General features: G+C 70.1%; 23 protein-coding genes and 1 riboswitch. Of the genes, 8 read left to right on the plus strand and 15 right to left on the minus strand.

All coding sequences use genetic code 11. The features are described from left to right. Positions 1–2: 2 nt before the first annotated feature. Complete coding sequence (locus tag Q9R22_RS06700) at positions 3–1,907, minus strand: BCCT family transporter (protein ID WP_131332332.1); 1,905 nt, start codon at positions 1,905–1,907, stop codon at positions 3–5. A 267-nt stretch (positions 1,908–2,174) separates the two neighbouring features. Here Q9R22_RS06700 and Q9R22_RS06705 point away from each other — a divergent pair, with 267 nt between their 5' ends. After that, positions 2,175–2,375 carry a DUF3073 domain-containing protein gene (locus tag Q9R22_RS06705; protein WP_064846353.1) on the plus strand — a complete coding sequence of 67 codons (201 nt, stop codon included), beginning with the start codon at positions 2,175–2,177 and terminating at the stop codon, positions 2,373–2,375. 120 nt (positions 2,376–2,495) lie between these two features. Here Q9R22_RS06705 and purM read toward each other — a convergent pair whose 3' ends face one another. The 5 genes from purM to Q9R22_RS06730 all read right to left on the minus strand — a co-directional run bounded on the left by purM (position 2,496) and on the right by Q9R22_RS06730 (position 7,035). Then, complete coding sequence (purM, locus tag Q9R22_RS06710) at positions 2,496–3,656, minus strand: phosphoribosylformylglycinamidine cyclo-ligase (RefSeq protein WP_064846354.1); 1,161 nt, start codon at positions 3,654–3,656, stop codon at positions 2,496–2,498. Beyond that, positions 3,653–5,194 carry an amidophosphoribosyltransferase gene (gene purF, locus Q9R22_RS06715; protein ID WP_131332333.1) on the minus strand — a complete coding sequence of 514 codons (1,542 nt, stop codon included), beginning with the start codon at positions 5,192–5,194 and terminating at the stop codon, positions 3,653–3,655. The genes purM and purF overlap by 4 nt, the downstream gene beginning before the upstream one ends. 12 nt (positions 5,195–5,206) lie before the next feature. Continuing rightward, positions 5,207–5,548 (minus strand): hypothetical protein, encoded by a 342-nt coding sequence (locus tag Q9R22_RS06720; protein ID WP_098053801.1) that lies wholly within the window; start codon positions 5,546–5,548, stop codon positions 5,207–5,209. 71 nt (positions 5,549–5,619) lie between these two features. Further along, on the minus strand, positions 5,620–5,985 hold the full coding sequence (locus tag Q9R22_RS06725; RefSeq protein ID WP_064846357.1) for a sterol carrier family protein: 366 nt from the start codon (positions 5,983–5,985) through the stop codon (positions 5,620–5,622). A 48-nt stretch (positions 5,986–6,033) separates the two neighbouring features. Further along, positions 6,034–7,035, minus strand: coding sequence for an asparaginase (locus Q9R22_RS06730; protein WP_131332334.1), 1,002 nt, complete (start codon positions 7,033–7,035; stop codon positions 6,034–6,036). Positions 7,036–7,106: 71 nt separating this feature from the next. Here Q9R22_RS06730 and purD point away from each other — a divergent pair, with 71 nt between their 5' ends. Together purD and Q9R22_RS06740 are read left to right on the plus strand one after the other, a co-directional pair. Continuing rightward, on the plus strand, positions 7,107–8,474 hold the full coding sequence (purD, locus tag Q9R22_RS06735; RefSeq protein ID WP_131332335.1) for a phosphoribosylamine--glycine ligase: 1,368 nt from the start codon (positions 7,107–7,109) through the stop codon (positions 8,472–8,474). Then, on the plus strand, positions 8,471–9,442 hold the full coding sequence (locus Q9R22_RS06740; RefSeq protein ID WP_131332336.1) for a phosphoribosylaminoimidazolesuccinocarboxamide synthase: 972 nt from the start codon (positions 8,471–8,473) through the stop codon (positions 9,440–9,442). The genes purD and Q9R22_RS06740 overlap by 4 nt, the downstream gene beginning before the upstream one ends. Positions 9,443–9,538: 96 nt before the next feature. On the opposite strand, the gene Q9R22_RS06745 is transcribed toward Q9R22_RS06740, so the two are convergent. Genes Q9R22_RS06745 through Q9R22_RS06755 form a run of 3 tightly spaced genes read right to left on the minus strand, consistent with a single transcriptional unit; the run spans position 9,539 to position 11,249 of the window. After that, a complete protein-coding gene (locus Q9R22_RS06745) occupies positions 9,539–9,877 on the minus strand; it encodes an MGMT family protein (protein WP_231885550.1) in 339 nt (112 codons plus the stop codon). Next, on the minus strand, positions 9,874–11,004 hold the full coding sequence (locus tag Q9R22_RS06750; RefSeq protein ID WP_131332337.1) for a sensor histidine kinase: 1,131 nt from the start codon (positions 11,002–11,004) through the stop codon (positions 9,874–9,876). Before Q9R22_RS06750 ends, Q9R22_RS06745 begins: the two co-directional genes overlap by 4 nt. 50 nt (positions 11,005–11,054) lie before the next feature. Beyond that, the gene (locus tag Q9R22_RS06755) at positions 11,055–11,249 is read right to left on the minus strand and encodes a hypothetical protein (protein WP_064846363.1); all 195 of its coding nucleotides are present in this window, start codon (positions 11,247–11,249) and stop codon (positions 11,055–11,057) included. A 22-nt stretch (positions 11,250–11,271) separates the two neighbouring features. Here Q9R22_RS06755 and Q9R22_RS06760 point away from each other — a divergent pair, with 22 nt between their 5' ends. After that, positions 11,272–12,018, plus strand: a complete 747-nt coding sequence (locus Q9R22_RS06760; RefSeq protein WP_035964139.1) for a response regulator transcription factor — start codon at positions 11,272–11,274, stop codon at positions 12,016–12,018. A gap of 483 nt (positions 12,019–12,501) precedes the next feature. Here Q9R22_RS06760 and Q9R22_RS06765 read toward each other — a convergent pair whose 3' ends face one another. Beyond that, positions 12,502–13,275 carry a FadR/GntR family transcriptional regulator gene (locus Q9R22_RS06765; RefSeq protein WP_131332338.1) on the minus strand — a complete coding sequence of 258 codons (774 nt, stop codon included), beginning with the start codon at positions 13,273–13,275 and terminating at the stop codon, positions 12,502–12,504. A gap of 174 nt (positions 13,276–13,449) precedes the next feature. Further along, positions 13,450–15,120, minus strand: a complete 1,671-nt coding sequence (locus tag Q9R22_RS06770; protein WP_131332339.1) for an L-lactate permease — start codon at positions 15,118–15,120, stop codon at positions 13,450–13,452. A 306-nt stretch (positions 15,121–15,426) separates the two neighbouring features. Here Q9R22_RS06770 and Q9R22_RS06775 point away from each other — a divergent pair, with 306 nt between their 5' ends. The 3 genes from Q9R22_RS06775 to Q9R22_RS06785 are packed head-to-tail and all read left to right on the plus strand — an operon-like array spanning position 15,427 to position 18,895. Beyond that, positions 15,427–16,269, plus strand: coding sequence for a (Fe-S)-binding protein (locus Q9R22_RS06775; protein ID WP_131332340.1), 843 nt, complete (start codon positions 15,427–15,429; stop codon positions 16,267–16,269). Further along, positions 16,266–18,254, plus strand: coding sequence for a LutB/LldF family L-lactate oxidation iron-sulfur protein (locus Q9R22_RS06780; protein WP_131332341.1), 1,989 nt, complete (start codon positions 16,266–16,268; stop codon positions 18,252–18,254). Before Q9R22_RS06775 ends, Q9R22_RS06780 begins: the two co-directional genes overlap by 4 nt. Then, positions 18,251–18,895 (plus strand): lactate utilization protein C, encoded by a 645-nt coding sequence (locus tag Q9R22_RS06785; RefSeq protein WP_131332342.1) that lies wholly within the window; start codon positions 18,251–18,253, stop codon positions 18,893–18,895. Before Q9R22_RS06780 ends, Q9R22_RS06785 begins: the two co-directional genes overlap by 4 nt. 232 nt (positions 18,896–19,127) lie before the next feature. Here the strand turns inward: Q9R22_RS06785 and moeB are convergent, their stop codons facing one another. From moeB to thiO, 4 genes are all read right to left on the minus strand, one after another. After that, positions 19,128–20,318: a molybdopterin-synthase adenylyltransferase MoeB gene (gene moeB, locus Q9R22_RS06790; RefSeq protein WP_131332343.1), complete on the minus strand. Its 1,191-nt coding sequence runs from the start codon at positions 20,316–20,318 to the stop codon at positions 19,128–19,130. Continuing rightward, positions 20,315–21,256: a thiazole synthase gene (locus Q9R22_RS06795; protein ID WP_131332344.1), complete on the minus strand. Its 942-nt coding sequence runs from the start codon at positions 21,254–21,256 to the stop codon at positions 20,315–20,317. Before Q9R22_RS06795 ends, moeB begins: the two co-directional genes overlap by 4 nt. Before the next feature lie 2 nt (positions 21,257–21,258). Further along, on the minus strand, positions 21,259–21,525 hold the full coding sequence (gene thiS / locus Q9R22_RS06800; RefSeq protein WP_085106193.1) for a sulfur carrier protein ThiS: 267 nt from the start codon (positions 21,523–21,525) through the stop codon (positions 21,259–21,261). Continuing rightward, on the minus strand, positions 21,522–22,808 hold the full coding sequence (gene thiO / locus Q9R22_RS06805) for a glycine oxidase ThiO (protein ID WP_311254129.1): 1,287 nt from the start codon (positions 22,806–22,808) through the stop codon (positions 21,522–21,524). Before thiO ends, thiS begins: the two co-directional genes overlap by 4 nt. Beyond that, a riboswitch (TPP riboswitch) is annotated at positions 22,798–22,922 on the minus strand. Its footprint overlaps the gene before it by 11 nt. A 120-nt stretch (positions 22,923–23,042) precedes the next feature. Between thiO and thiE the strand changes: the two genes are divergently transcribed. Next, on the plus strand, positions 23,043–23,705 hold the full coding sequence (thiE, locus tag Q9R22_RS06810) for a thiamine phosphate synthase (RefSeq protein WP_131332345.1): 663 nt from the start codon (positions 23,043–23,045) through the stop codon (positions 23,703–23,705).

The raw sequence follows: 23,705 nt of genomic DNA on the forward strand, positions 1-23,705 counted from the left end.
GCCTAGTGCTGCTCGGGCGGTCGTCCGTTCCGGGGCGACCGCTCATCCACGGTGGGCCTCTCGCCCGCGGCCGGCTGATCGGCCACGGCCGGCCGCGCGTCCACGTAGGTGTCCTGACGGTAGTCGTACTCCACGGGCTGACCGTTCTCGTCGGTGCGCTGGTACCACGAACTCATGCGCTCCCCCGTGGAGTCCACGTCGTGACCGGCCGCGGCGGGGCCCTCCTGGTGGCGGACCTCCAGGGCGAAGTCGTCCCCGTGCTCGTCCATGCCCTGGCGTACCGCGTTGTCGAGCGCCGTGCGCGCGTAGTGGTGGCGCAGACTCATGGGATCGGTGGAGAGGTCCCGCAGGAACGCCGGGATCAGGGCCAGCAGGATCACCGCGAACGGCAGCGCCGCCACGGTCACGAGGTCCTGCAGACCCTGCAGGGCGTTCGCCCCGCCCACCGCGAGCATCACGGAGGACACCCCGGCCAGGGCCACACCCCAGAAGATGATGATCTTCCGGTCCGGTTCGGGCTTGCCCTGCTGGGACATGGACGCCATCACGAGCGTCGCGGAGTCCGCGGACGTCATGAAGAAGACGGCCAGCAGCACGATGATCGCAATGGGCGTGATCTGCGCGAACGGCAGGGCGTCCAGGACGCGGAAGAGCATGTCCTCGGGGGACGCGGCACCCGCGATGTCCACGCCGTCGTGCTGCAACCAGATGGCGGTGCCGCCGAAGACGGAGAACGCGAGCACACAGATCACGGTGGGTGCCAGCAGTACCACGCTCACATACTGGCGCAGGGTGCGCCCGCGGGAGATGCGGGCCACGAACACGCCCACGAACGGCGCCCACGAGACCCACCACGCCCAGTAGAACAGGGTCCACGAGCGCATGAATTCCTCGGCCTCCGTGCCCCAGGACGCGGAGAGGGACAGCATCTGGAACATCTCACCGAAGTACGTGCCCACGACCGAGGGGATGAAGTTCAGCAGGAACACGGTGGGGCCCGCCACGAACAGGAAGAACGCGACCACGGCCGCGAGCACCATGTTGAAGTTCGAGAGCCTGCGGATCCCCTTGGCCACACCGGAGACCGCGGAGATCAGGAACACGCACGTGAGCACCGCGATGATCGCGATCAGCACCGCGTTGCCCACCTCACCGAGACCGGTGATGATCTGCAGACCGCGGCCGATCTGCAGCGTGCCCAATCCCAGGGAGGCGGAGGTCGCGAAGAGGATGCCCACGATCGCGAACATGTCGATGAGCCGCCCGCCCACGCTCAGGTGCGCGCGCTGGCCGAAGATCGCGGACATCAGCAGGGGCCGCCCACGGCGATAGCCCGCGTAGCCCACGGCCGCCCCCACGAGTGCGTAGATGGCCCACGCCTGCAGTCCCCAGTGGAAGATGGTCTGTGCGAGTGCGGAATGCATCGCGTGGTAGCTCTCCGCCGCGGCGCGTCCCGGGGGAGGGGTCATGTAGTACGTGACGGGTTCGTAGACACCGAAGAAGATGAGCCCCACGCCCATCCCCGCCGCGAAGAGCATGGCGATCCACGACCCCATGGAGTAGGCCGGTTCCTCGCCGTCCTTGCCCAGAGGGATCCGGCCGTAGCGTGAGAACCCCACGAAGAGCAGGAACAACAGCATCACGGCGGCCAGCAGGGTGAAGACCCATCCGCCGTAGGTCACCACCGCGTCCAGTGCACCCTTGGACACCGTGGTGAGCGATTCGGTGGAGACCGCACCCCACACCACGAACCCCACGATCAGTGCTCCGGCGACCCCGAACGTGATCTTGTCCGTGCGGTAGCGCACCCGCTGCTCCTCCACCGAGACCCCGGGGACCAGGCCCGGGTGGGTGTCATGGGGATACGGACTCTCGGAGGGCGGGACCCTCCGCGGGGATGAGCTCATGGCGAACCTGCTCTGGTGCGGGGAATGTGCGGACTGCGCCGCCGGGGCCGTTTCACTGTACCGGCCGAATTCGCCCCGCGAGTTTCCTCGAACGACGCCGTGAGGGCCCGGGATTCGCCCGGGGTGGACGCACGGGGTGCGGGTGCGCGAGAAGCGTACAAAACATGTACCCTGGACACACGAAAAACTGACAAGACACTCCGGGGCCGTACTGTGTGCTCAACACGGTACCGCCGATCGGACACGAGACGCAGAGGGGGTCACGCCATGGGGCGCGGCCGTCAAAAGGCGAAGGCGACACGACAGGCGCGGGAGATGAAGTACTTCAGCCCGCAGACCGACTATTCGGCGTTGCAGCGGGAGTTGCGCAGCAGCAAACCGTCCTCCCGAGCCATGGATCACGAGGAACGTCCCGAGGATGAGGACGACTACTCGACCTACGCGGAGAAGTACTCGGACTACGACTGATCCGCTCGCCGCGCCACCGCGGCGGCGTCGTCATCGTGACCAGCAGAGCAAGGAACCGCCCACACGAGCGTGTGGGCGGTTCCTTGCGTGCCCGTCGCGTCGCGGGCGCTCGGTGCGCGTTCAGAGGGCGTAGTCACCTGTCATGAGCACGCCGCCGCCGGCCACGCCCTTGGCGCCTTGCACCCAGTCACTGCCGTGGCGGGAGGCATCCGGGTCCACGGGACCCACGCGGCCCATGATCCAGGACGGCAGCCCGCGTTCGGTGAGATGGGCCACGGCGGCGTCGGCCACGGCGGGGTCCACGATCGCGACCATGCCCACGCCCAGGTTGAGCGTGCGCTCGAGGTCCGCCAGGGGCACCTGACCGAGCTGCGCCACGAGCTGGAACACGGGCGGCAGGGACCACGTGGAGCGCTCCACCGTGGCCTGCAGGTCCGCGGGCAGAACACGCGCCAGGTTGGCCGCGAGACCACCGCCGGTCACGTGGGAGAAGCCGCGCACGCCGTGGCCCGTGGTGCCGTCCGGACCGTTCACGGGGAACGCCCGCGCGAGGTCCAGGACGTCCGCCGCGTAGACGCGCGTGGGTTCGAGCAGTTCCTCGCCCAGGGTCCGGCCCAGTTCGCTGACCTGGCGGTCCAGCTGCCAACCGGCCACGTTGATGACCCGGCGCACCAAGGAGTACCCGTTGGAGTGCAGCCCGGAGGACGCCATGCCGATCACGACGTCCCCGTCACGCACGCGCTGCGGGCCGAGCAGTTCGTCCGCCTCGATCACGCCGGTGGCCGCACCGGCGACGTCGTACTCGTCCACGCCCAGCAGCCCGGGGTGCTCGGCGGTCTCTCCGCCCACGAGGGCGGTGCCCGCGGCCTCGCACGCCGCGGCGATGCCCCGCACGATGTCCGCGATGCGTTCCGGGACCACCTTGCCGGTCGCGATGTAGTCGGTCATGAACAGCGGCTTGGCGCCCACGACCACGATGTCGTCCACGACCATGCCCACGAGGTCCCACCCGATGGTGTCGTGGACGTCCAGGGACTGGGCGATCGCGACCTTGGTGCCCACGCCGTCCGTGGACGTGGCCAGGTAGGGCTTGCGGTAGCCGGTGAGCTCGGAGACGTCGAAGAGCCCGGCGAAGCCGCCCACGCCGCCCACCACGCCGGACGTGTGGGTCGCCTTCACGGCGGACTTCATGAGTTCGACGGCGCGGTCCCCGGCCTCGACGTCCACCCCCGCGCTCGCGTAGGTGACGGCTTCCGTGCCGTGGGCTCGGGACTGGCTCATGCGGTGGTCTCCTCGTGGGCGGTGTCGGTGCGCGGTGCTGGGTCCACGAGGTCCTCGGAGGGTTCCGCGTGGGCCCCGGGGGATTCCAGCACGGACTTGCCGAGCCGGTCCGCCTTGGGCAGGGCCGTGGGGTAATCACCCGAGAAGCACGCGGTGCACAGGGTGGGACGGGGGCGGGCGGTGGCCTCGATCATCCCCTCCTCGGAGATGTACCCCAGGGAATCGGCGCCCAGGGAGGCGCGGACGTCCTCCACGGCGAGCCCGTTGGCGATCAGCTCCGCGGGGGACGCGAAGTCGATGCCGTAGAAGCACGGCCACTTGATGGGCGGGGAGGAGATCCGCACGTGGATCTCCGCCGCCCCCGCTTCACGCAGCATGCGCACGAGGGCCCGCTGGGTGTTGCCGCGCACGATCGAGTCGTCCACGACCACCAGGCGCTTGCCCGCCACGATCGAACGCAGGGGGCTGAGCTTGAGCCGGATCCCGAGCTGACGGATGGTGTCCGAGGGCTCGATGAACGTGCGGCCCACGTAGGAGTTCTTCACGAGCCCGTGTCCGAACGGGATGCCCGAGGCCTCCGCGTATCCGATCGCGGCGGGGGTCCCGGACTCGGGGGTGGGCATCACGAGGTCCGCGTTCACGGCGTGCTCGCGCGCGAGTTGTCGGCCCATCTCCACGCGGGACTCGTACACGGAGCGCCCGGCGATTGTGGTGTCGGGGCGGGCCAGGTACACGTACTCGAACACGCACCCCGCGGGCTTCGCCTCCGCGAAACGGCGCGAACGCAGGCCGTTCTCGTCGATCGCGATGAACTCACCGGGTTCCACCTCGCGCACGAAGGAGGCGCCCACGATGTCCAGCGCAGCGGTCTCGGAGGCCACGACCCAGCCGCGTTCCAGTCGGCCCAGCACGAGGGGACGCACGCCCAGGGGATCGCGCGCGGCGTAGAGTGTGGCCTCGTCCATGAACGTGAGACAGAAGGACCCCACCAGCCGGGGCAGCAGCATCATGGCCGCCTCCTCGAGCGAGTTCAGGGGGTGCTCCGCGAGCAGCGCGGTGATTAACGCGGTGTCCGTGGTGTTGCCCCGGGCGATCTCACCGCGGGACGGGAACCCGGACTTGTCGAGCAGCAGGTCGTAGAGCTCGGCGGAATTGGTCAGGTTGCCGTTGTGCGCGAGCGCGAGCGTGCCGTGCGGGGTGGCACCCAGGGTGGGCTGGGCATTGGCCCAGTGGGACGCACCCGTGGTGGAGTAGCGCGCATGTCCCACGGCCAGGTACCCCTTGAGGGTGTTGAGCGTGGTCTCGTCGAAGACCTGGGACACGAGCCCCATGTCCTTGTAGACCGAGATCCGTTCCCCGTCGGACGTCGCGATGCCCGCGGACTCCTGCCCGCGGTGCTGCAGCGCGTACAGGCCGTAGTACGTCAATTTGGCGACGTCCTCGCCCGGGGCCCACACGCCGAACACGCCGCACGCGTCCTGGGGGCCTTTTTCTCCGGGAAAGAGGTCGTGAGAGAGTTTTCCGTCAGCTCGAACCACGCAGACAGTGTCTCATGTGCCGGGGCGCTCGTCCGCCCCGTGAAGATCCTGGACCTCCGCGGTCACGTGCCGGGAGCGTTTGAGGGAGATCCGGTCCAGGACGAGTGCCACCACGGCGCCCACGGTCGCACCCACGATCAGGAACGTCATGAGGAAGAACCCGATGATGGCCCCGCGGGTGTAGGCGAGCGATCCGGGGCCCAGCGCCCCCACGAGCAGTCCCGCGATGGCCCCGACGGCCGCGCCCGTGATGAGGAACGCGATCATGTTGGGGGCGCGGCGCACCGTCATCCGTTCGGTGGCGGAACCGGGCTGCGGGGCGGGCGCGGGCGTCTCGGGATCGGCGGAACTCATGGTTTCCAGGTTATCGCGCATCCGGGCGTGCGCGGGCCACGCGATGTCGTCGGTGGGGCGTGGGTGGTGCCTCAGCCGAACAGCGGGAGCCACGCGCTGAGGTCGGTGCGCGTCCCGGACGCCGCGACGCTGCCCTCGCGGACGCTGTCGGTCCACCGTGCGCGTCCGGTCGCGAGCGCGAGCCACGTGGTGGCGTCGGTCTCCACCACGTTGGGTGGGGTGCCGCGCGTGTGGCGCGGACCGGGGACGCACTGGGTCACGCCGAAGGGCGGCACGCGCACCTCCACGGAATTGCCCTCCGCGCGACTCGCGAGTTCCTCGAGGCAGTAGCGCACCGCGGTGGCCGTGGTGCGGCGGTCGGCCTCGTCAGGGGATCGGCGCCAGCGCGCGAGCGCGAGGCTGCCGTCCGCCGGGTCGACCTTGCGTCGGATCGTCATGGCCCACCTCTGGGATCGTGGATCTCGGATTGAGGATCGGGGGGCCGGTCAGCCCAGGAGTTCCCGCAGCGGCTCGGCGAGCTCGATGGCACCCACGGGCCGCCCAGCCCCGGTGATCGGGTGCGTGACACGTTCGAGGACGCGATCGGCGTCGGCCCGGGAAACGGCACCCGCGTGCGCGAGCAGCGTGAGGCCCACGAGTGAGTTGGCGCGCGAGGAACCGTCCAGCATCTTGATGGCCACGGACCACCCGGAACGGGTGCCCAGCCCCAGCACGCCCTCCGCGCCGAGCTTGGTGATCACGTCCAGCTCCTCCATGATCACGGTGTTCGAACGCCCCGGGCCTTGGACGTACTCGGGGTAGTCGAGCATGGACGTGGCCACGGTCGCGGTGCGGGCGTCAGCCTGGACGTTGCGTGCGGCGCGCCCCAGCGTGGAGTACATGCGGGCGAGGCCGGTGAGGGTGATCGCCGTGAGCGGTGCACCGCAGCCGTCCACGCCCACGTGCTGGGCGCGCTCGCCGGAGAACTCCTCGATGGTCTCGATCACGAGCTGCTGCAGCGGGTGCTCGGGATTCAGGTAGGAGTCGATGGGCCACCCGTTGGTCACGCACGCGAGCAGGAACGCCGCGTGCTTGCCCGAACAGTTCATGCACATGCGGTCGCGGCCGCGTTCGGTGCGGATCAACCACGCGCGCGTGTCCTCGTCCTGGGGCCAGTCCGGCGGGCACTGCAGCGCCTCGGGGTCCAGCTCGGCCTCCTTGAGGATCGAGTTGACCGCGTCCAGGTGGTCGAACGTGGCGGTGTGCGACGCCGCCGCGATCGCCACCTGCTCGCCGCGCAGCGGGGCCCCGGCCTTCATCGCGGCGATCGCCTGGAACGGCTTGAGGGTCGAGCGCGGGAAGATCGCCTCGTCCGGAGCGCCCACGGAGAACGCCACGGATCCGTCAGGTGCCAGCACCACGGCGGATCCGCTGTGCCGGGATTCCACGAAGCCGCTGCGTTGCACCACGGCGAGTTCCACGGCCTGGTCCGAGCTGAAGGTCTGCATACCTTCCAGTATGGCAGCGTGGCCCGCGCAATCGGTGCCCGGGCGGGGGCTGTGGCCGATACGCTGAGCGCGTGAAGGTTTTGGTGGTGGGCCCAGGGGGCCGCGAACACGCGATGATCACGTCCCTGTTACGGGACCCGCACGTCAGCGAGGTGCACAGCGCACCTGGTAACCAGGGGATCGCCCAGGACGTCCCGGTGCATCCCCTCAACGCGCAGGACCCGGAGGCCGTGGTCGCGCTGGCTCGGGAGTTGGGCGCGGACCTCGTGGTCGTGGGACCGGAGGCACCGCTCGTCGCCGGTGTCGCAGACGCCCTCACTCGTGCGGGCATCCCCGTGTTCGGTCCGTCCGCACAGGCCGCGCGGATCGAGGGCTCCAAGGCGTTCGCCAAGGAGATCATGGCGGCGGCGGGTGTCCCCACTGCGCGATCGGTGGCCACGACGGATCTCGCGGACGTGCGGGCGGCCTTCGAGCGTTTCGGTGCGCCCTACGTGGTTAAGGACGACGGGTTGGCTGCGGGCAAGGGCGTGGTGGTCACGCCGGACCGGGACCGTGCCGAGGCCCACGCGCGCGAATGCCTTGACGCGGGGGGTGCCGTGGTCGTCGAGGAGTTCCTGGACGGCCCGGAAGTGTCCCTGTTCGTGCTCAGCGACGGCGAGAACGTGGTCCCACTGCAACCGGCCCAGGACTTCAAGCGCGTCCGCGACGGTGACCAGGGCCCCAACACGGGTGGCATGGGCGCCTACACGCCGCTCGAGTGGCTGCCCGAGGGGTTCACGGACGAGGTCGTGCGCCGCGTGGCCCGCCCCGTGATCGACGAACTGCGACGCCGCGGCACCCCCTTCGTGGGGGTGCTCTACTGCGGTCTCGCCGTGACCGAGCGCGGCATCCAGGTCATCGAGTTCAACGCGCGCTTCGGCGATCCCGAGACCCAGTCCGTCCTGGCGGTGCTCGAAACCCCGCTGGGCGAACTGCTGCTCGACGCCGCGCAGGGCCGGTTGTCCGAGCGCGAGGAGCTCCAGTGGGCCTCCGGCGCGTCCGTGACCATCGTGCTCGCGGCTCACAACTACCCGGGCGCCCCGCGCAAGGGGGACGTGATCACGGGGCTGGCCGAGGCCGCCCAGGACCCGGACACGTGGGTCATCCACGCCGGCACAGACCGCAACGCCGCCGGGGAGATCGTCTCGGCAGGCGGGCGCGTGCTCGCCGTCGTCTCCCGCGGGGCGGACCTGCGGGAAGCGCGCGAGCGTGGCTATCGTGGGATGGAGCGCATCACCCTTCCCGGATCGCACTACCGCACCGACATCGCACTGGTCGCGTCCGAGGGACGGATCACGGTCCCCGGGGGCCAACCGGGTCCCGGCACCACGGACGCCCCGGGCGGGACACCGGGTCGCACCGGGGCGCCCACCGCGACCACAGCAGAGGAGCAGGCATGAGCGAGCACGGCACACCCCTCGAGATCCCGGGCTGGAAGCACGTCTACTCCGGCAAGGTCCGGGAACTCTATGTCCCGGACGAGTCCCGCCTCAGCGCCACGGGTGTGGCGATCCACGACGACGCCGAGTACCGCGCCGGTGCCGTGCTCGTGGTCGCGAGCGACCGGATCTCCGCGTTCGACCAGGTGCTGCCCACCACCATCCCGGACAAGGGCGTCATCCTTACCCAGTTGTCCCTGTGGTGGTTCCAGCAGTTGGACGGGATCGCGAACCACATCCTGACCACGGACGTTCACGAGTCCGTGCGCGGGCGCGCGGTCGTGTGCAAGAACCTGTCCATGTTTCCCGTGGAGAACATCGTGCGCGGGTATCTCACCGGCTCCGGGCTCAAGGACTACCGCACCACCGGGTCGGTGTGCGGGATCGAGCTGCCGGAGGGCCTCGAGGACGGCGACCGGCTGGAGCAGCCCATCTTCACCCCCACGGGCAAGGCCGAACTGGGGGAGCACGACGAGCCCATCACCTATCAGGAAATGGCGAACGTGGTGGGCAATTCCGTGGCGGACCGGTTGCGGGAGCTGTCCCTGAAGATCTACTCGAGCGCCGAGCGGATCGCCCGTGAGCGGGGGATCATCGTGGCGGACACCAAGGTGGAGTTCGGCCTGGACTCCTACCGCGGGGCCATCACCCTGGGGGACGAGGTGCTCACCCCTGACTCCTCACGGTTCTGGGACCTGGAGACCTACAAGCCGGGCCGCCCGCAACCGTCCTTCGACAAACAGTACGTGCGGGACTGGTTGCGCTCGGACGCCTCCGGGTGGGACGGCCAGGGCCCCGTGCCCGAGCTGCCCGAGGAGGTCGTGGCCAAGACGCGCGAGCGCTACGTGGAAGCGTACGAGCGGCTCACCGGCCGGGTGTTCGACGCCCGCGGCCCGTTCTTCGAGGTCGCCGGCCCGCCCGAGTACTGATCCGGCCCAGTACGGATCCTGCCCGGCGCTAGGCCGGCGGCAGCGCGGGTCCTACTTCGTCGAGACTGATGCCTCGGCGCGCTCACGCGCCGGTGCTCACCGGCCGTCCCAGCGCCCGGTGCGCATATCCACGCGGACCCAATGGGCGTCGGTCTCGCGCAGGGGCGTGCCTTCGCGTTCGTAGTGTTCCCGCGCAGTGATCTGCAGGTGGTCGGGCAGCGTGCCGTCCGCGCGCACCACACGCCACCACGGGACGTCCGTCCCGGCCAGGCCCATGGCCATGATCCGCGCCGCGAGCCGCGGGGTGCTCAACCACGCGAGTTCCGCCACGTCCCCGTAGCTGAGCACCGCGCCCGGTGGGATCGCGACGACGACGCCGCGCACGGCCTCGACCGCGTCCGTCCCGGTCCTCGGGGCGTCCGGGGTGTCACTCACACGACCGGGATCCGCACGTCCAGGTGCCACACGGCATTGCGCGGACCGTACTCCACCTGACCGTTGAGCAGGGCGACCCGTTCCTGGATGCCGCGCAACCCGAACGCGGAGGTCAGTTCCCTGCGCCCGGAGTCGGTGCCGGCACCCCGGCGGATCTGGTTCTCGGCGTGGACGTGCACGGCGCCGTCCCGGACGAACACCCGCAGGGCGCACCGGGAACCCGTGGGCGCGTACTTGATCATGTTGGTCGAGGCCTCCTGCAGCACCCGGGCCGCGGTGCCGCGGATGGACGTGGGGATCTCGTCCAGGCCGTCACCCAGTTCGAGCTCCGGCACGAGTGCGGCGCGTTCGAGGCTCGCCGCGAGTGCCCGGGCCACGCCGTACAGGGACCCCGTGGTGAGCCCGGAACTGCTGTCCCGCTCGTCCGGGGCGCCGGGGGAGTCCCGCAGGATGTGCAGCAGCGTGCGCAGCTCATGCAGCCCGGAGCGGGCGGCGGAGTCCATCATGTCGATCGTGCGGTGCAGTTCCCCGGGGTCCTGCTGCCGGTGGGACCCCGCAGCCTGCATGGTCACGAGGGTCAGTTCGTGCGCGACCACGTCGTGCAGGTCCCGGGCCAGGGCGAGCCGTTCCTGCTCCCGCAGCCGCTGGTGGGTGACCTCTAGAACCGCGAGGCGGCGGGTGTTGAGCCGGTACTGGGTCACGAAGAACCGCACGGCCGCACCGATCAGCGCGGACACACCCAGGGGGATACCCACGGTCCACACGAAATCGGAATTGCGCAGCACCCCCGCGGACACGACCATCCACGTGGCGGTGACCGCCAGGTGGGCCACCGCAGTCCCGCGGGAGAGCATCGCGAGCACCGCGACCATCACGACGCACCCGCACAACAGGGCCAGGGCGTAGTCGTGCAAGACCGTGGCCAACACGTACGACAGCGTGATGGCCACGGCGCTCGCGAGGGGCGACCATGCGAGCAGCGCCACGGCCCCGTAGCTCAGGACCAGGAAACTGCTCGAGAGCACGGCGGGTGCCGGGGGCATGAACGACCACGGCATGGACCGCAGGTCGTCGAGCAGTGCCACCGCGGCGAAGAGCACCACGACGACACGCAGCCAGCTCGGCATACCGCCGGATCGAGGGGCGGGGTCCACCCCGATAGCAGTACCCCCCGGGATCACCGGTTGGGGCAGAGAACGGGCCAGTAGTGGCAGATCACGTTCGTGGGGCCGCGCGGGACCGTGGGGGACGCGGCGTGCGCCGGCGCCGCGCTGAGGATGAGGGCTCCGCTCAGCAGGGCCGCGGTGGCGGTGCGCACCCAGCGTGTGCGGGTCGAAGTGGTGGTGGTCACGGGGGACGAGTGCTCAGTCATGCGCTCAGTTTATGATCAGGCCATGGATTTGTGCAGGCTTCTCTTGGTGGACGATCATCCGCTCATGCGTGACGCCCTCGCAAACCTGTTCCGCGCGGAGCCGGGTTTCGAGGTCGCGGGGGAGGCCTCGGACGGCGCGGAGGCCGTGGCCACGTGCCTGGAACTGCGCCCTGACGTGGTGCTCATGGACATCCGTATGCCGGGGATGGACGGGATCGAGGCCACCGGGGAGATCGTGCAGCGCTGCCCGGAGACCAAGGTGCTCGCGCTGACCACGTTCTCGACCCTCGAGTACGTGGTCCCCGCTCTGCGCGCGGGGGCCTCCGGGTACCTCGTCAAGGACGCCCGGCACGACGAGATCGTCTCCGCCGTAAGCCTGATCCGCGAGGACGAACTCGCGCTGTCCCCGTCCGTGGCCAGCTCGCTGGCCAACAACGTGTTGGGGGACGTCCCGGTGCCCTCCGTGCGCCGCGGTCACCTGCGCGCTGCGGCGGCCGGCGCCGTCGAACCCGCACCCCGGGGACCCCACCCGGACGCGCCCAAGCTCTCGCCGCGCGAACTCGAAACGCTCGAGTGGATCGCCAAGGGGCTCAACAACAATGAGATCGCCGAGCGCATGTCCGTCTCGCACGGCAGTGTGAAGGCCTACGTGTCCCATCTGTGCGAGAAACTCGCGGTGCGGGATCGGGTCCAGGTGCTGATCTCGGGCATCCAGTGGGGCCTCGTGCATCCCGAGCTGGACGACGAGCGGTACCCCCGCCTGACCTGATTCCCAGGTTACCTTCAGGTTCACGCTCGAAGACTGGCCGAATGGCCATGGTGGCGCGGGTCCCCGGTACGGCACAGTTAGTGGTGGACATCGGAAGAGATGTCCACCGCTCCACGGGGGTCGAGCGAGTGTACGGCGTACGGCCCCGAGTAGGAGCGGACCGCTGAACTCGCGACGGGGGTCCTCGTTCCCCCTTGTGACAGAGCTCCGCGAGGCCTGGATCACCTCGCGTGCAGTTCCGAGGTCCTCCGTCGCGTCAGCGGGCCAGGGCGGATGCAAGCCTGACCCCGGCGCCTCCAGGCCAGGAGGCGCCGGGGTTTTTCCTTTGTCAGGGGAGTGCCGGGGAGTTTCCGACGGGCGGGTCAACGGCGCCCCTTCATCGATCCGACGCCCGGGCCGGACGTGGCCGGTCTCGGGACCGTTCGCTGCCGGGCCGTTCAGCCCCGTTCGGCTCGGTTTTTACCCGGCTCAGTCCCGCTCAGCTCAGTCCTGCCGGGCCCGGTCCTGTTCGGCGCGGTCGTGGTTGGCTCGGTCCTGGTCGGCCGTGCCGGTCGCGTCCGGCACGAAGCCGTAGAACCACATGATGTGCTCGCGCAGCAGGCGCGCGGTCAGGGCGCCGTCGCGTTCGGTGGTCGCGCTCAGGATCGCGCGGTGCTGTTGCTGCAGGTGCGCGCGGATCTCCGGCCAGCCCGTGACCTTCGCGACCGTCTCCTGGACGTACCCGATCGTGGCCTCGCGCAGGGACGCCATGATCGTCTCGAGCACCACATTCCCGCTCAGGGATGCGAGGCGCACGTGGAACTGCGCGTCCAGCGCGTGGAACTCGGCGTCGCTCACCTCGGGGTCGTCCATGCGGTCGAGCAGTTCGCCGGCCTGCGCAAGGATCTCGTCCCGGTGCGGATCGGTCGACGACGCCGCCTCAAGACTCGCGTGGCTCTCCAGCAGCACGCGTGTGCCCACCACGTCCGCGACCGGCAAGGAACGGGTGGCAATGTGCATCCGCAGGGCCCAGCCGAGCGCCGCGGAGGGGTCCGAGATAACGGAGGCCCCGGACTGCGGGCCCGAGCCCGTGGCCGTCCGTACGAGCCCCATGGCCGCGAGGATCCGCACGGCCTCCCGTACCGACGCCCGGGAGATGCCGAAGTCCTCGGCGAGCGCGCGTTCGGCGGGGAGCTTGTCGCCCACGTGCAGCCCGCCCGTGCGCAACTGGTGTTCGAGCCAGTCCAGCACGAAGGTGTAGGCGGGGGTGGTGCTCATTGATTCCTCTCGGGGCGGGTCCGTGGTCCGTTGCGGCGAGGTGCCGCCGGACCGGGCTCCTCACTGTGCCCACAGGGTTGCGGGTGCCATGGCCTGCTGAGCCCCATGGTGCTCGGCGTCCCCGGGGTGCCCGCAGCTCCGCGGCGCCCGGACGGTCTGGTATCTCAGGAGTGCTCAGGCGGCGGGCAGCATCCATGCGAGCACGTTGGACTGCAGGAACACCAGGCCGCACAGCGCCAGCAGCATGCCCAGGGACCACGGGACCACGGAGCGGAAGATCTGAGACTCCTTGCCCTGCATGCCCACCGCTGAGGAGGCGATGGCCAGTGACTGCGGCGAGATCATCTTGCCCACCACACCGCCGGACGTGTTCGCGGCGGTCATCAGGTACGGGTCCAGCCCAGACCCCAGGGCCGCGGTCTTCTGCAGGTTGGCGAACAGTGCGTTGGCGGACGTGTCCGAACCGGTGACCGCGGTGCCCACCCAGCCCAGCACGGGGGAGAAGAACGCGAACGCCGCGCCAAGACCGGCCACGAACGTGCCGATCGCCAGGGTCTGGCCGGAGAAGTTCATCACGTAGGCCAGTGCCAGCACGGACATGATGGTCAGGGCGGAGAAACGCATCTTCCAGAAGCTGCGTCCGATTTCGGCAAGGGCATCCGCGATCGAGAGTCGGAACATCCCGTGGTGGTTGAACAGGGCGTAGATCACGGCCACCAGCAGGCCGGTGATGAGCAGCAGCGTGCCGGGGCTGGAGAGCCACTGGAAAGAGTAGACCGTGCCCGAGATGGCTTCGCCCTTGGCATTGAGCAGGTGCCCGTTCAGGCCGGGCCACGGGATCTTGACGTCCGTGGACGCCAGCGCCTTGGGCACATTGACCCCGGCGGTCCAGAGCTTGGCGACGCCGAAGACGGCCACCACCAGCAGGTAGGGCAGCACTGCCATCCACACGCGCCCGGCCGTGAGTACCGCAGCATCCTCCGGGCGGGAGACGCCCAGGTCCGCGCGCACGGCCTCGGCGCCCTTGGGACGCCAGAAGCGCATGAGGATCACCACACCGGCGAGCCCGGCGAGGGACGCCACCACGTCGGTGAGCTCGTACGAGAAGTGCGTGGCGCACCACCACTGGGCGATCGCGAAGCTGCCGCCCACCACGAGGGCGGCGGGCCAGGCCTGCTTGAGACCGCGGGCGCCGTCGACGATCAGCAGCAGGAAGAAGGGGACCACGAACGCGAAGAACGGGGCCTGGTGACCCACCACGGCACCGATGTGGGCCGGGTCGAGGTCCGTGAGTGTGCCCGCGGTGGTGATGGGGATCGCGATCGCGCCGAAGGCCACGGGGGCGGTGTTGGCGATCAGCACCAGCGTGGCCGTCTTGAGAGGCTTGAGCCCAAGGGCCAGGATCATCGTGGCGGTGATCGCCACGGGGGCGCCGAAGCCTGCGAGAGCCTCGAGCAGACCGCCGAAGCAGAACGCGATGAGCATGGCCTGGATGCGCAGGTCACCGCCCCCGATGGTGTCGAAGATGGTGCGCAGGTCCTCGAAACGCCCGGAGAGCACGGTCACCTGGTAGAACCACAGGGCCATGACCACGATCCACACGATCGGGAACAGTCCGTAGACGGCGCCCTGGGTGGCGGTCAGTGCGGCGAGGTGCGCTGGCATGCCGAAGCCCAGGGTGGCCACCAGCAGGGCCACGGCGAGGGACGTGAGACCCGCTACGTAGGCGCTGGCCTTGAAGGCCAGCAGCATCACGAAGAAGGTCAGCAGGGGCAGGCAGCCGACCAGGGCGGACAGCCCGACGCTGCCTCCCACGGCGTCGGTCGCGGCGGTAAAGGTATTCACGCGTTCTCCAAGGGGTGGGGCCGGATCGGAACCGTGGTTCCCGGATCGAGAGTGTGGTCTCGGCGGGGCGGTGTGCACCACGTCCGGGCAAGTCGTACGATGAGTGGTCAGACCACATTGGTCCTACCGCACAGCGTACATGATGCAGGTCACATGGTGAACACCTCGCGCCCCGCCGTGGGGAGCCCGCGCGGCCTTTCATGCCTGTCCCATGCCACGCCGTACGTTGTTGTGACCGGGCTCACGGGCGTAGCCTGGTATGACCGCAGAGTATGGACCGGGGCAGACGGTTAGGAGACCACACACATGAAAATCGCGCTCTTCGCCACATGCATTGTGGATGCCATGTATCCCAAGGTGGCGCTGGCCACCGTGCGGATCCTCGAGCGGCTGGGACACGAGGTCGTGTTTCCCCAGGGGCAGGGCTGCTGTTCCCAGATGCACGTCAACAGCGGGTACTTCCAGGACGCTGTGCCGGTAATCCGCAACCACGTGCGCGCGTTCACCAGCGCGGACTACGACGTCGCCGTGGCCCCCTCCGGCTCCTGTGTGGCCTCCCTGGGGCACCAGCAGCCGATGGTTGCGCGCCAGTGCGGCGAGGACGCCCTGGCCGAGGATGCCGCCATGGTGGCCAAGAACACCTACGAGCTCTCCGAGCTGCTCGTGGACGTGCTGGGCGTGACGGACGCCGCCGAGCAGCTCGGCTCCTGGTTCCCGCACCCGGTGACCTACCACCCCTCGTGCCACGGCATGCGCCTGCTGGGACTCGGGGATCGCCAGAAGGACCTCGTGCGCTCCGTAGCGGACATCGAGTTCCATGAGCTACCCGACGCCGAGGAGTGCTGTGGCTTCGGCGGCACGTTCTCCTTCAAGAATCCGGACGTCTCCGGTGCCATGGCGGACGCCAAGCTCAACAACATCCGCAGCTCGGGCGCCTCGCTGTGCACCGGCGGGGATGCCTCGTGCCTGCTGCACCTGGGCGGAGCCGCGTCCAAGCGGAACGTGGACGTCCAGACCGTCCACTTTGCGGAAATCCTCGCCTCAACCCGGGCCAACCCGCTGCAGGTAGAGGGCCCCGTTGAACTGTCCATCTCCCAACCCGGCCGTCGCACGGCGAGCCCGGCCACCACTGCAGGAGCAACTCGATGAGCGTCACGTCCCTCGGCATGCCCGCCGTGCGTCCCGTGCACGGGCAGGGCAACCTGCACGCGCAGGTCGCCTTCCCCAAGGCCGCCAAGAAGGAGCTGCAGAACAAGCAGATGCGCGCCAACATCCGGCACGCCACCCACACCATCCGCGCCAAGCGCGCCGGCGTGGTGGGGGAAGTCCCGGACTGGAGCGAGCTGCGCGACGCCGGCTCCGCCATCAAGGAGACCGTGATGGCGGAGCTGCCCGAGCTGCTCGAGCTGTTCGAGGCGAACGTGACGGCGCGCGGCGGCGTCGTCCACTGGGCCCGGGACGCGGACGAGGCGAACGCCATCGTGACCCGTCTGGTCCAGGAGCAGGACACCACGGACGTGATCAAGGTGAAGTCCATGGCCACCCAGGAGATCGGGCTGGACGAGCACCTCTCCGAGCACGGGATCACCGCCACGGAGACGGACCTCGCCGAGCTCATCGTGCAGCTGGGGCGGGACAAGCCCTCCCACATCCTGGTGCCCGCGATCCACAAGAACCGCGAGGAGATCCGCGAGATCTTCAGCCGCGAGATGCCCGGCGTCACCGAGGAGCTCACGAGCGAGCCCCGAGTGCTCGCGGAGGCCGCGCGGCAGCACCTGCGGGAGAAGTTCCTCACCTCCAAGGTGGCCATCAGCGGCGCGAACTTCGGCATCGCGGAGACTGGCACCCTGTCCGTGGTGGAGTCCGAGGGCAACGGGCGCATGTGCCTGACCCTGCCCGAGACCCTGATCACCGTGATGGGCATCGAGAAACTGTTGCCCACCTACCAGGACCTCGAGGTGTTCTTCCAGCTCTTGCCGCGCTCCTCCACTGGCGAACGCATGAACCCGTACACCTCCCTGTGGACCGGCGTGACGCCCGGGGACGGCCCCAAGAACTTCCACGTGGTGCTCCTGGACAACGGGCGCTCCGCGGTGCTCGCGGACCCGCAGGGTCGCTCCGCACTGCACTGCATCCGGTGTTCCGCGTGCCTGAACGTGTGCCCCGTGTACGAGCACGCGGGCGGGCACTCCTACGGCTCCACCTACCCCGGTCCCATCGGGGCGATCCTCTCGCCGCAGCTCACGGGCATCACGTCCGAGAAGAATGCCTCCCTGCCGTACGCGTCCTCCCTGTGCGGGGCGTGCTACCAGGTGTGTCCCGTGAAGATCAACATCCCCGAGATCCTCGTGCATCTGCGGGACGAGGACATCCGCGCCCAGCACGGGAAACGCCCGGACCACGCCCACCCTGCACCGGTCTCCAAGGACCCCGCGGTGGGCGGGGACGACAACTGGCGCGAGGAGAAGTCCCTGACCGCGGACGAGGGCCGGGGTGGGCAGGACACTGCCCCCCAGAAGGGCACCCTCCAGGAGCTCGGTTCTCGGGCGCGTCGCGCAGGACGCCGCATCCGAGGAGCCGTGCCTTCCCGCGGTGTGCCCACGCAGATGGACGTCATGATGAAGGGCGCTTCCTTCGTGATGTCCTCTGGTCAGCGGATGTCCTTGGCGGAGCGCGGGCTACCCATGGGCCGTGTAATCGCCGGCCGCGATCGCGCCATCGGTTGGCTGCCCGGCATGGTGGGCGGCTGGACCGCCGAGCGCGACATCCCCGAGCCCCCCAAGGAGTCCTTCCGCAACTGGTGGAAGAAGCACGAGGGGGAGACCGGGGAACGACTCGAGCGCGACGGCGTCACTGCAGCGCCGGGAACCGAGCGCACCGGTGCGGGGCTCGCGGAGGACCACCCGGCGTCGTCCGTCGAGGTGGCAACCCCCCAGGGCCCGCACGGCGAGTCCAAGGCAGCCCGGACCGAGGAGACCGCGGCCGGCACCGGCCAGGACGCTGCCACCCCGGGTGCCGGCGCGGATGCCGTGGCCGGGGCGTACAGTGCTGCCACGGGCGACCCCCACGAGGACAACATCGCACCCCGCAACGGCCACGCAGGCCGCGGGAACCAGGACGGAGAGCCGGCATGAGCGCCGACGCCAAGACCGAAATCCTCGAGCGGCTCAACGGTGCGCTCGCGGACCACCCGCGGGCACCCCACGTGCCCCGCGACTACCGGCACACCTCGGGCCTCGGGCGGGACGAGATCATCGACATGCTCGAGGACCGGTTGCTGGATTACAAGGCCAACGTCTACAGGGAGACCGCGCAGACAGTGGCGCAGCGCGTCGCCACCCAGCTTGGGACCTCCGCGCGCTACGTGATCCCCGAGGGCCTCGACACCGCGTGGTTGCCTGAGGAGACCGCCGCGCGCCGGGCCATCGTGGACCCCAATGACGGTCGCAAGGCCTCCGCGCTGACCGTGCGGGACCTCAACCAGGTGGACGCCGTGGTGACCTCCTCCACGGTCTCGTGCGCGCAGACGGGCACCATCTTCCTGTCCGGGCGCCCGGACGAGGGTCGGCGCGCCATCACCCTGGTGCCGGACCACCACATCTGCATCGTGCCGCTGGACTCCGTGGTGGAGCTCATCCCGGAGGCCATGGCCCGCGTGGAGCCCACTGCGCCCACCACCATGATCTCGGGGCCCTCGGCCACCTCGGACATCGAGCTCGAACGCGTGGAGGGTGTCCACGGTCCGCGCACGCTGGACGTGATCCTGCTGGGTTGAGGCCGCGCGGTCCTGTCCCGCATACTTCGAGAAAGGTCCCCGTCGCCCGCGTTACCGCGGTGACGGGGACCTTCGCGTTCACACGTTGCTCACCAGCAGCGATCGCTCACGAGGAGCTGCCGCGCGCTACAAGCGATCAGTCAGTCCAACGGCTATCCACCACGAACCGCTGGACCTCATGGTGACACACGCGCGGAAACCGCTCCTTGAGGAGGAGCTGTGATCGAACGAGTCAGTAGCGCGGCAGCGCCGGGTCCACCCGGTCGATCCACGCGAGCACCCCGCCGTCCAGGTGCTTCACGGTGTCCTCCCGCAGGGCGTAGTCCCTGCGCAGTGCCGCGAGGGCCTGGGCGGAACGGGCACCGGCCTTGCAGTGCAGGATCACGGTGCCCTCCGCCTCATCCGGAAGAGCCGTGACACCCCGGTCCAGGACGTCCTGCAGCGGCACGTGCACGGATCCGGGGATGGCCACGAGTTTGCGCTCCCAGTCCTCGCGCACGTCCACGAGCGTGAAGGACGTCTCCCCGAGGGACCGGGCGGTCAGTAGCTCGGCCAGCTCCGGGGCGGTGACGGTCTCGTGGGGGGCGGGAGCGGCGTCGTCGTCGGAGGGCAGACCGCACGCGAGCGCCACCTGCGAGAGATCCGTGACGGGTGGGCGGTGCGGGTCCGGCAGGACCGTGAGCTCGCGCCACGTCTGGGCCAGGGCGTCGTGGATGAGGACCCTGCCGAGCAGGGGACGGCCGATGCCCGTGATGAGTTTGAGCGCCTCGGTGACCATGACCGAGCCGATCGTGGCCGGGAGCATGCCCAGCACACCGCCCTCGGCGCACGAGGGGACCTGGCCCGGCGCGGGCGCTTCCGGGAACAGGTCGCGGTACACGGGGCCGTGACCGGACCAGAACACGGAGACCTGGCCGTCGAAACGCAGGATGGAGCCCCACACCACGGGGATGCCGGTGAGTTCGGCGGCGTCCGAGACCAGGAAGCGTGTGCCGAAGTTGTCCGCGCCGTCCATGATCAGGTCGTAGCCGGAGAAGATCTCCAGGACGTTGTCGGTGCTCAGCCGCTCGGGATGGCGGTGCACGGTGACCAGGGGGTTGAGCCGGGCCACGGCATCCGCGGCGGAATCGACCTTGGGCCGGCCGATGTCGGCCATCCCATGGACCACCTGGCGTTGCAGGTTGGACACGGATACGACGTCGTCGTCGACCACGCCGATGGTCCCCACCCCGGCGGCCGCGAGGTACTGCAGCGCGGGAGCGCCGAGCCCGCCCGCGCCGATCACCAGGACGCGTGCGTTCTTGAGCCGACGCTGCCCCTTCTCGCCCAGTTGCGGCAACGTGAGGTGGCGTGAATAGCGTTCGAGTTCCTCGCGACTCAGATCGGAGGCGGGGGCCACGAGGGGTGGTAGCGGGGTGCTCATGAAACCTGCGATTCCAGCTGTGGGGTGGTGGATGAAGGCGCGGGCCAGTCCCCGCGGGGCGCGTCGGCGGTATCGATGCGCCCGGCCATGGGCGAGGACGCCACGGCGTGCGTGCGCCGCGCGATCCGCCCCGCGCCGCGGGCCAGGTGCCCCGCGAGCACGGCGTGCTTCATGGCACTCGCCATGGCCACGGGATCCTGCGCGCGGGTCACGGCGGACGCGAGCAGGACGGCGTCGCACCCGAGTTCCATGGCCAGGGCCGCCTCGGACGCCGTGCCGATCCCGGCATCCAGCACCACGGGCACGGACGCGCGGGACGCGATGAGTTCGATGTTGTGCGGGTTGAGGATCCCCAGACCCGTGCCGATGGGAGCACCGAGGGGCATCACGGCCACGGCCCCGGCGTCCTCGAGCCGCAGCGCGAGCACGGGGTCGTCGGACGTGTACGCGAAGACCTTGAAACCGCGCCGAGCGAGTTTCTCGGTCGCGTCCAGCAGCTCCACACCGTCCGGGAGCAGGGTGTCCTCGTCCGCGATGATTTCGAGCTTGACCCAGTCCGTCTCCAGCGCCTCGCGCCCCAGTTCAGCGGTCAGCAGAGCGTCCCGCGCGGTGTAGCACCCCGCAGTGTTGGGCAGCACCCGGATGTCGTTGCGGCGCAGCAGCCCGTACAGGCTGTCCTGCGGTGTCCCGGTCGACGACGCCGCTGCGCCACCTCCCGCGCGACCGCTCGCCCAGTTCGCCGTGCCGGATGCTTGCGCGCCCGCTGGCGAGGCGGGGCCGGGCGCGAAGCGGCGCAGGGCCACCGTGGTCAGTTCCGTCCCGGAGGCCAGCAGGGCCCGTTCGAGCATCGCGAAATCGGTGAGGCCCCCGGTGCCCATGATCAGCCGGGACGAGAGCTCCACCCCGGCCACGGTCAGGGGGGTTCCGTGCGTGGTCATGTTCAGCCTCCCTGCACCGCGGTGACGATCTCCACGGATTGACCCGCTTCCACGGGGGTCGTGGCCCACAGGGAGCGGGGGATCACGGCGTCGTCCACCGCCACGGCGATCCCCAGGGGATGGCCGTCCGCGGCGGTGCCCTCAGGTGTGATCTCGCGGCCCGTGAGGTCGACGACGGCGCTCGCGACCGTCAACCCCGGGGTCACCGCCACGGGGGAGCCGTTCACGACGGCCGTGGAGGAATTGTCTGTGGTCTCGGGCGCGATCATTCGAGTCCTCCATGCATCTGGGGATAGCTCTCGGGTGTGGTGAACGGGGCCTCGGGGGCGGGGTTCGAGTGCCGGGCCGGGTCGGTGTCGGCGAGGAACGCGGCGTCGGACCCGTGGTCCGCGAGCGGGTCCAGGACGCCGGTCACGAGCTCCGCCGCGAGCCGGGACGCCACGGGGGTCAGCAGGATGCCGTGACGGAAGTGACCCGTGCTGATCACGAGCCCGGCCACCGAGGTCTTCCCCACGTACGGCAGGTCGTCGGAGGTTCCCGGGCGGGCGCGGGCCATCATCTCCAGGACGTCGCAGTCGTCGATCGCGGGGACCACGGCGCGCGCGTCCCGCAGCAGTTGGTGTACGCCACCGGCCAGCACGGATTCGCGCCCGTCCTCGCGGCTCGTGGCGCCCAGCACCAGGGTCCGGTCCTCGCGGGGGACCATGTACACGGGTCGACCCAGGACCTGGGCGCGCACCGTGCGCGTGAGCAAATGCGATTCCCCGGGGGCCAGGGCGGTCTCGGGAACCCGCAACCGCAGGATGTCCCCGAACACCGGGCGCAATCTGAGGTCGAGTCCCTCGGGCAGCCCGCCCATGGTGTTGGCGGTCAGCCCGGTGGCCACGACCACGGCGTCCGCGGGGATCACCTCACCGGAGTCCACCTGCACGCCCGTGGCCTGCCGGGGTTCCCTGCGGGACGTCAGCACGGTGTCCACGCGGGAGGTCAGCCACTGCGCCGGTCCGGCGTCGGGGACGTCCCCGATGGTGGTCAGCTGCGGGCAGTTCAGGGTCTCCACCAGGGCGGCCGCGAGCATCCGGGGGTCCACCTGGCGGTCGGAGACGATCCGTACCGCACCGCTCAACCGCGGCGCAAGAGCCGGTTCCAGGTGCCGGGCCTCCCGCGTGGAGATCTCCTGCACGTCCATCCCGGAGGCGATCTGGTGTGACGCGAGGTCGGAGAGGGATTGGGCGTCCGCGGCGTCGGCGGCCACCACGAGCGTCTCCTCGGTGCGGTAGCCCGTGGGCAGGCCCGTGGCCGCGGTGACGCGCTCCACGAAGTCCGGGTACTCCGCGGCGGAGGACCGCATGAGGGGGTAGAGGCGTTCCTGGCCGTACTGGGTCTCGGCGATCGGTGCGAGCATGCCCGCGGCCGCGCGGGTGGCGCCCCACGCCGGGCGGGGATCGACGACGGTCACGGCGGCCCCGCGGCGTCGTAGTTCGAAGGCCGTGGCCAGGCCCACGAGACCAGCTCCGGCCACGACCACGTGGTCACCGAGGTGCTCGGGCATTGTTCCTCCCTCCGGCGGCATGATCCGCATCAGGTGATCCGGTCGGCGGCTCACGCCCTCTCAGCCCGCTGCGGTGGTTGTTGCCAACGTGTGCGGACTCCCGTGGAGTTCGTCGAACGGCGACGAACGGCCCTGCCAGTCTAATCACCCCTAGCTGTGGAACGCAGGGGGACTTCGCGGCGGGCTGATCGGGCGAGGTGTCCGCGGGCGCGCGGTTCGTGCCACGATGGCCGCATGGGACACACGAGCCAGACGGGTACCGGGCGCCGCGCCGCCCTCGAGAACGCGCGACTGTACGTGTGCGTCACGGCGCGCCACGAGCGCGGTGACCTGCGCGAATTTCTGCACGCCGCGTACGAGGGCGGGGTGGACATCATCCAGTTGCGGGACAAATCCCTCGAGGCCGCCGCGGAGATCGAGGCCATCGAGGTACTCGCCGACGTCGCCCGTGAGCACGGCGCACTCTTCGCCGTCAACGACCGTGCGGACGTCGCGCTGCTCACCGGCGCGGACGTGTTCCACGTGGGCCAGGGCGATCTCACCACCGCGCAGGCTCGGCGGGTCCTGGGGGACGACGTGGTGATCGGGCGGTCCTGTCACTCCCCGGCCCAGGTGGACGCCGCCGTGGCCGACGCCGGGCTCGACTACTTCTGCACCGGGCCCGTGTGGGAGACCCCCACCAAGCCGGGTCGCGCGGCCGTGGGGCTCGAGCTGTCGCGCTACGCCGCTCAGCACGCGGGGGACAAGCCCTTCTTCGCGATCGGCGGGGTCGACACCGCGCGGTTGCCGTCCGTGCTCGACACGGGTGCCTCGCGCATCGTGGTCGTGCGGGCCGTGACCGATGCGCAGGACGTCACCGCGGCGGCGCGGGCGCTGCGGGACACGCTGCCCGGGTGA

This window comes from Kocuria sp. PD6 (assembly GCF_031844145.1).
GTDB classification, from domain to species: domain Bacteria; phylum Actinomycetota; class Actinomycetes; order Actinomycetales; family Micrococcaceae; genus Kocuria; species Kocuria marina.

Excerpts from the sequence above, each read along its gene's own strand:
- Q9R22_RS06700 (WP_131332332.1), bottom strand. The coding sequence starts at position 1,907 with ATGAGCTCATCCCCGCGGAGGGTCCCGCCCTCCGAGAGTCCGTATCCC.
- Q9R22_RS06705 (WP_064846353.1), top strand. The coding sequence starts at position 2,175 with ATGGGGCGCGGCCGTCAAAAGGCGAAGGCGACACGACAGGCGCGGGAG.
- purM (WP_064846354.1), bottom strand. The coding sequence starts at position 3,656 with ATGAGCCAGTCCCGAGCCCACGGCACGGAAGCCGTCACCTACGCGAGC.
- Q9R22_RS06720 (WP_098053801.1), bottom strand. The coding sequence starts at position 5,548 with ATGAGTTCCGCCGATCCCGAGACGCCCGCGCCCGCCCCGCAGCCCGGT.
- Q9R22_RS06725 (WP_064846357.1), bottom strand. The coding sequence starts at position 5,985 with ATGACGATCCGACGCAAGGTCGACCCGGCGGACGGCAGCCTCGCGCTC.
- Q9R22_RS06730 (WP_131332334.1), bottom strand. The coding sequence starts at position 7,035 with ATGCAGACCTTCAGCTCGGACCAGGCCGTGGAACTCGCCGTGGTGCAA.
- Q9R22_RS06740 (WP_131332336.1), top strand. The coding sequence starts at position 8,471 with ATGAGCGAGCACGGCACACCCCTCGAGATCCCGGGCTGGAAGCACGTC.
- Q9R22_RS06750 (WP_131332337.1), bottom strand. The coding sequence starts at position 11,004 with ATGCCGAGCTGGCTGCGTGTCGTCGTGGTGCTCTTCGCCGCGGTGGCA.
- Q9R22_RS06755 (WP_064846363.1), bottom strand. The coding sequence starts at position 11,249 with ATGACTGAGCACTCGTCCCCCGTGACCACCACCACTTCGACCCGCACA.
- Q9R22_RS06760 (WP_035964139.1), top strand. The coding sequence starts at position 11,272 with ATGGATTTGTGCAGGCTTCTCTTGGTGGACGATCATCCGCTCATGCGT.
- Q9R22_RS06765 (WP_131332338.1), bottom strand. The coding sequence starts at position 13,275 with ATGAGCACCACCCCCGCCTACACCTTCGTGCTGGACTGGCTCGAACAC.
- Q9R22_RS06775 (WP_131332340.1), top strand. The coding sequence starts at position 15,427 with ATGAAAATCGCGCTCTTCGCCACATGCATTGTGGATGCCATGTATCCC.
- Q9R22_RS06780 (WP_131332341.1), top strand. The coding sequence starts at position 16,266 with ATGAGCGTCACGTCCCTCGGCATGCCCGCCGTGCGTCCCGTGCACGGG.
- Q9R22_RS06785 (WP_131332342.1), top strand. The coding sequence starts at position 18,251 with ATGAGCGCCGACGCCAAGACCGAAATCCTCGAGCGGCTCAACGGTGCG.
- moeB (WP_131332343.1), bottom strand. The coding sequence starts at position 20,318 with ATGAGCACCCCGCTACCACCCCTCGTGGCCCCCGCCTCCGATCTGAGT.
- Q9R22_RS06795 (WP_131332344.1), bottom strand. The coding sequence starts at position 21,256 with ATGACCACGCACGGAACCCCCCTGACCGTGGCCGGGGTGGAGCTCTCG.
- thiS (WP_085106193.1), bottom strand. The coding sequence starts at position 21,525 with ATGATCGCGCCCGAGACCACAGACAATTCCTCCACGGCCGTCGTGAAC.
- thiO (WP_311254129.1), bottom strand. The coding sequence starts at position 22,808 with ATGCCCGAGCACCTCGGTGACCACGTGGTCGTGGCCGGAGCTGGTCTC.
- thiE (WP_131332345.1), top strand. The coding sequence starts at position 23,043 with ATGGGACACACGAGCCAGACGGGTACCGGGCGCCGCGCCGCCCTCGAG.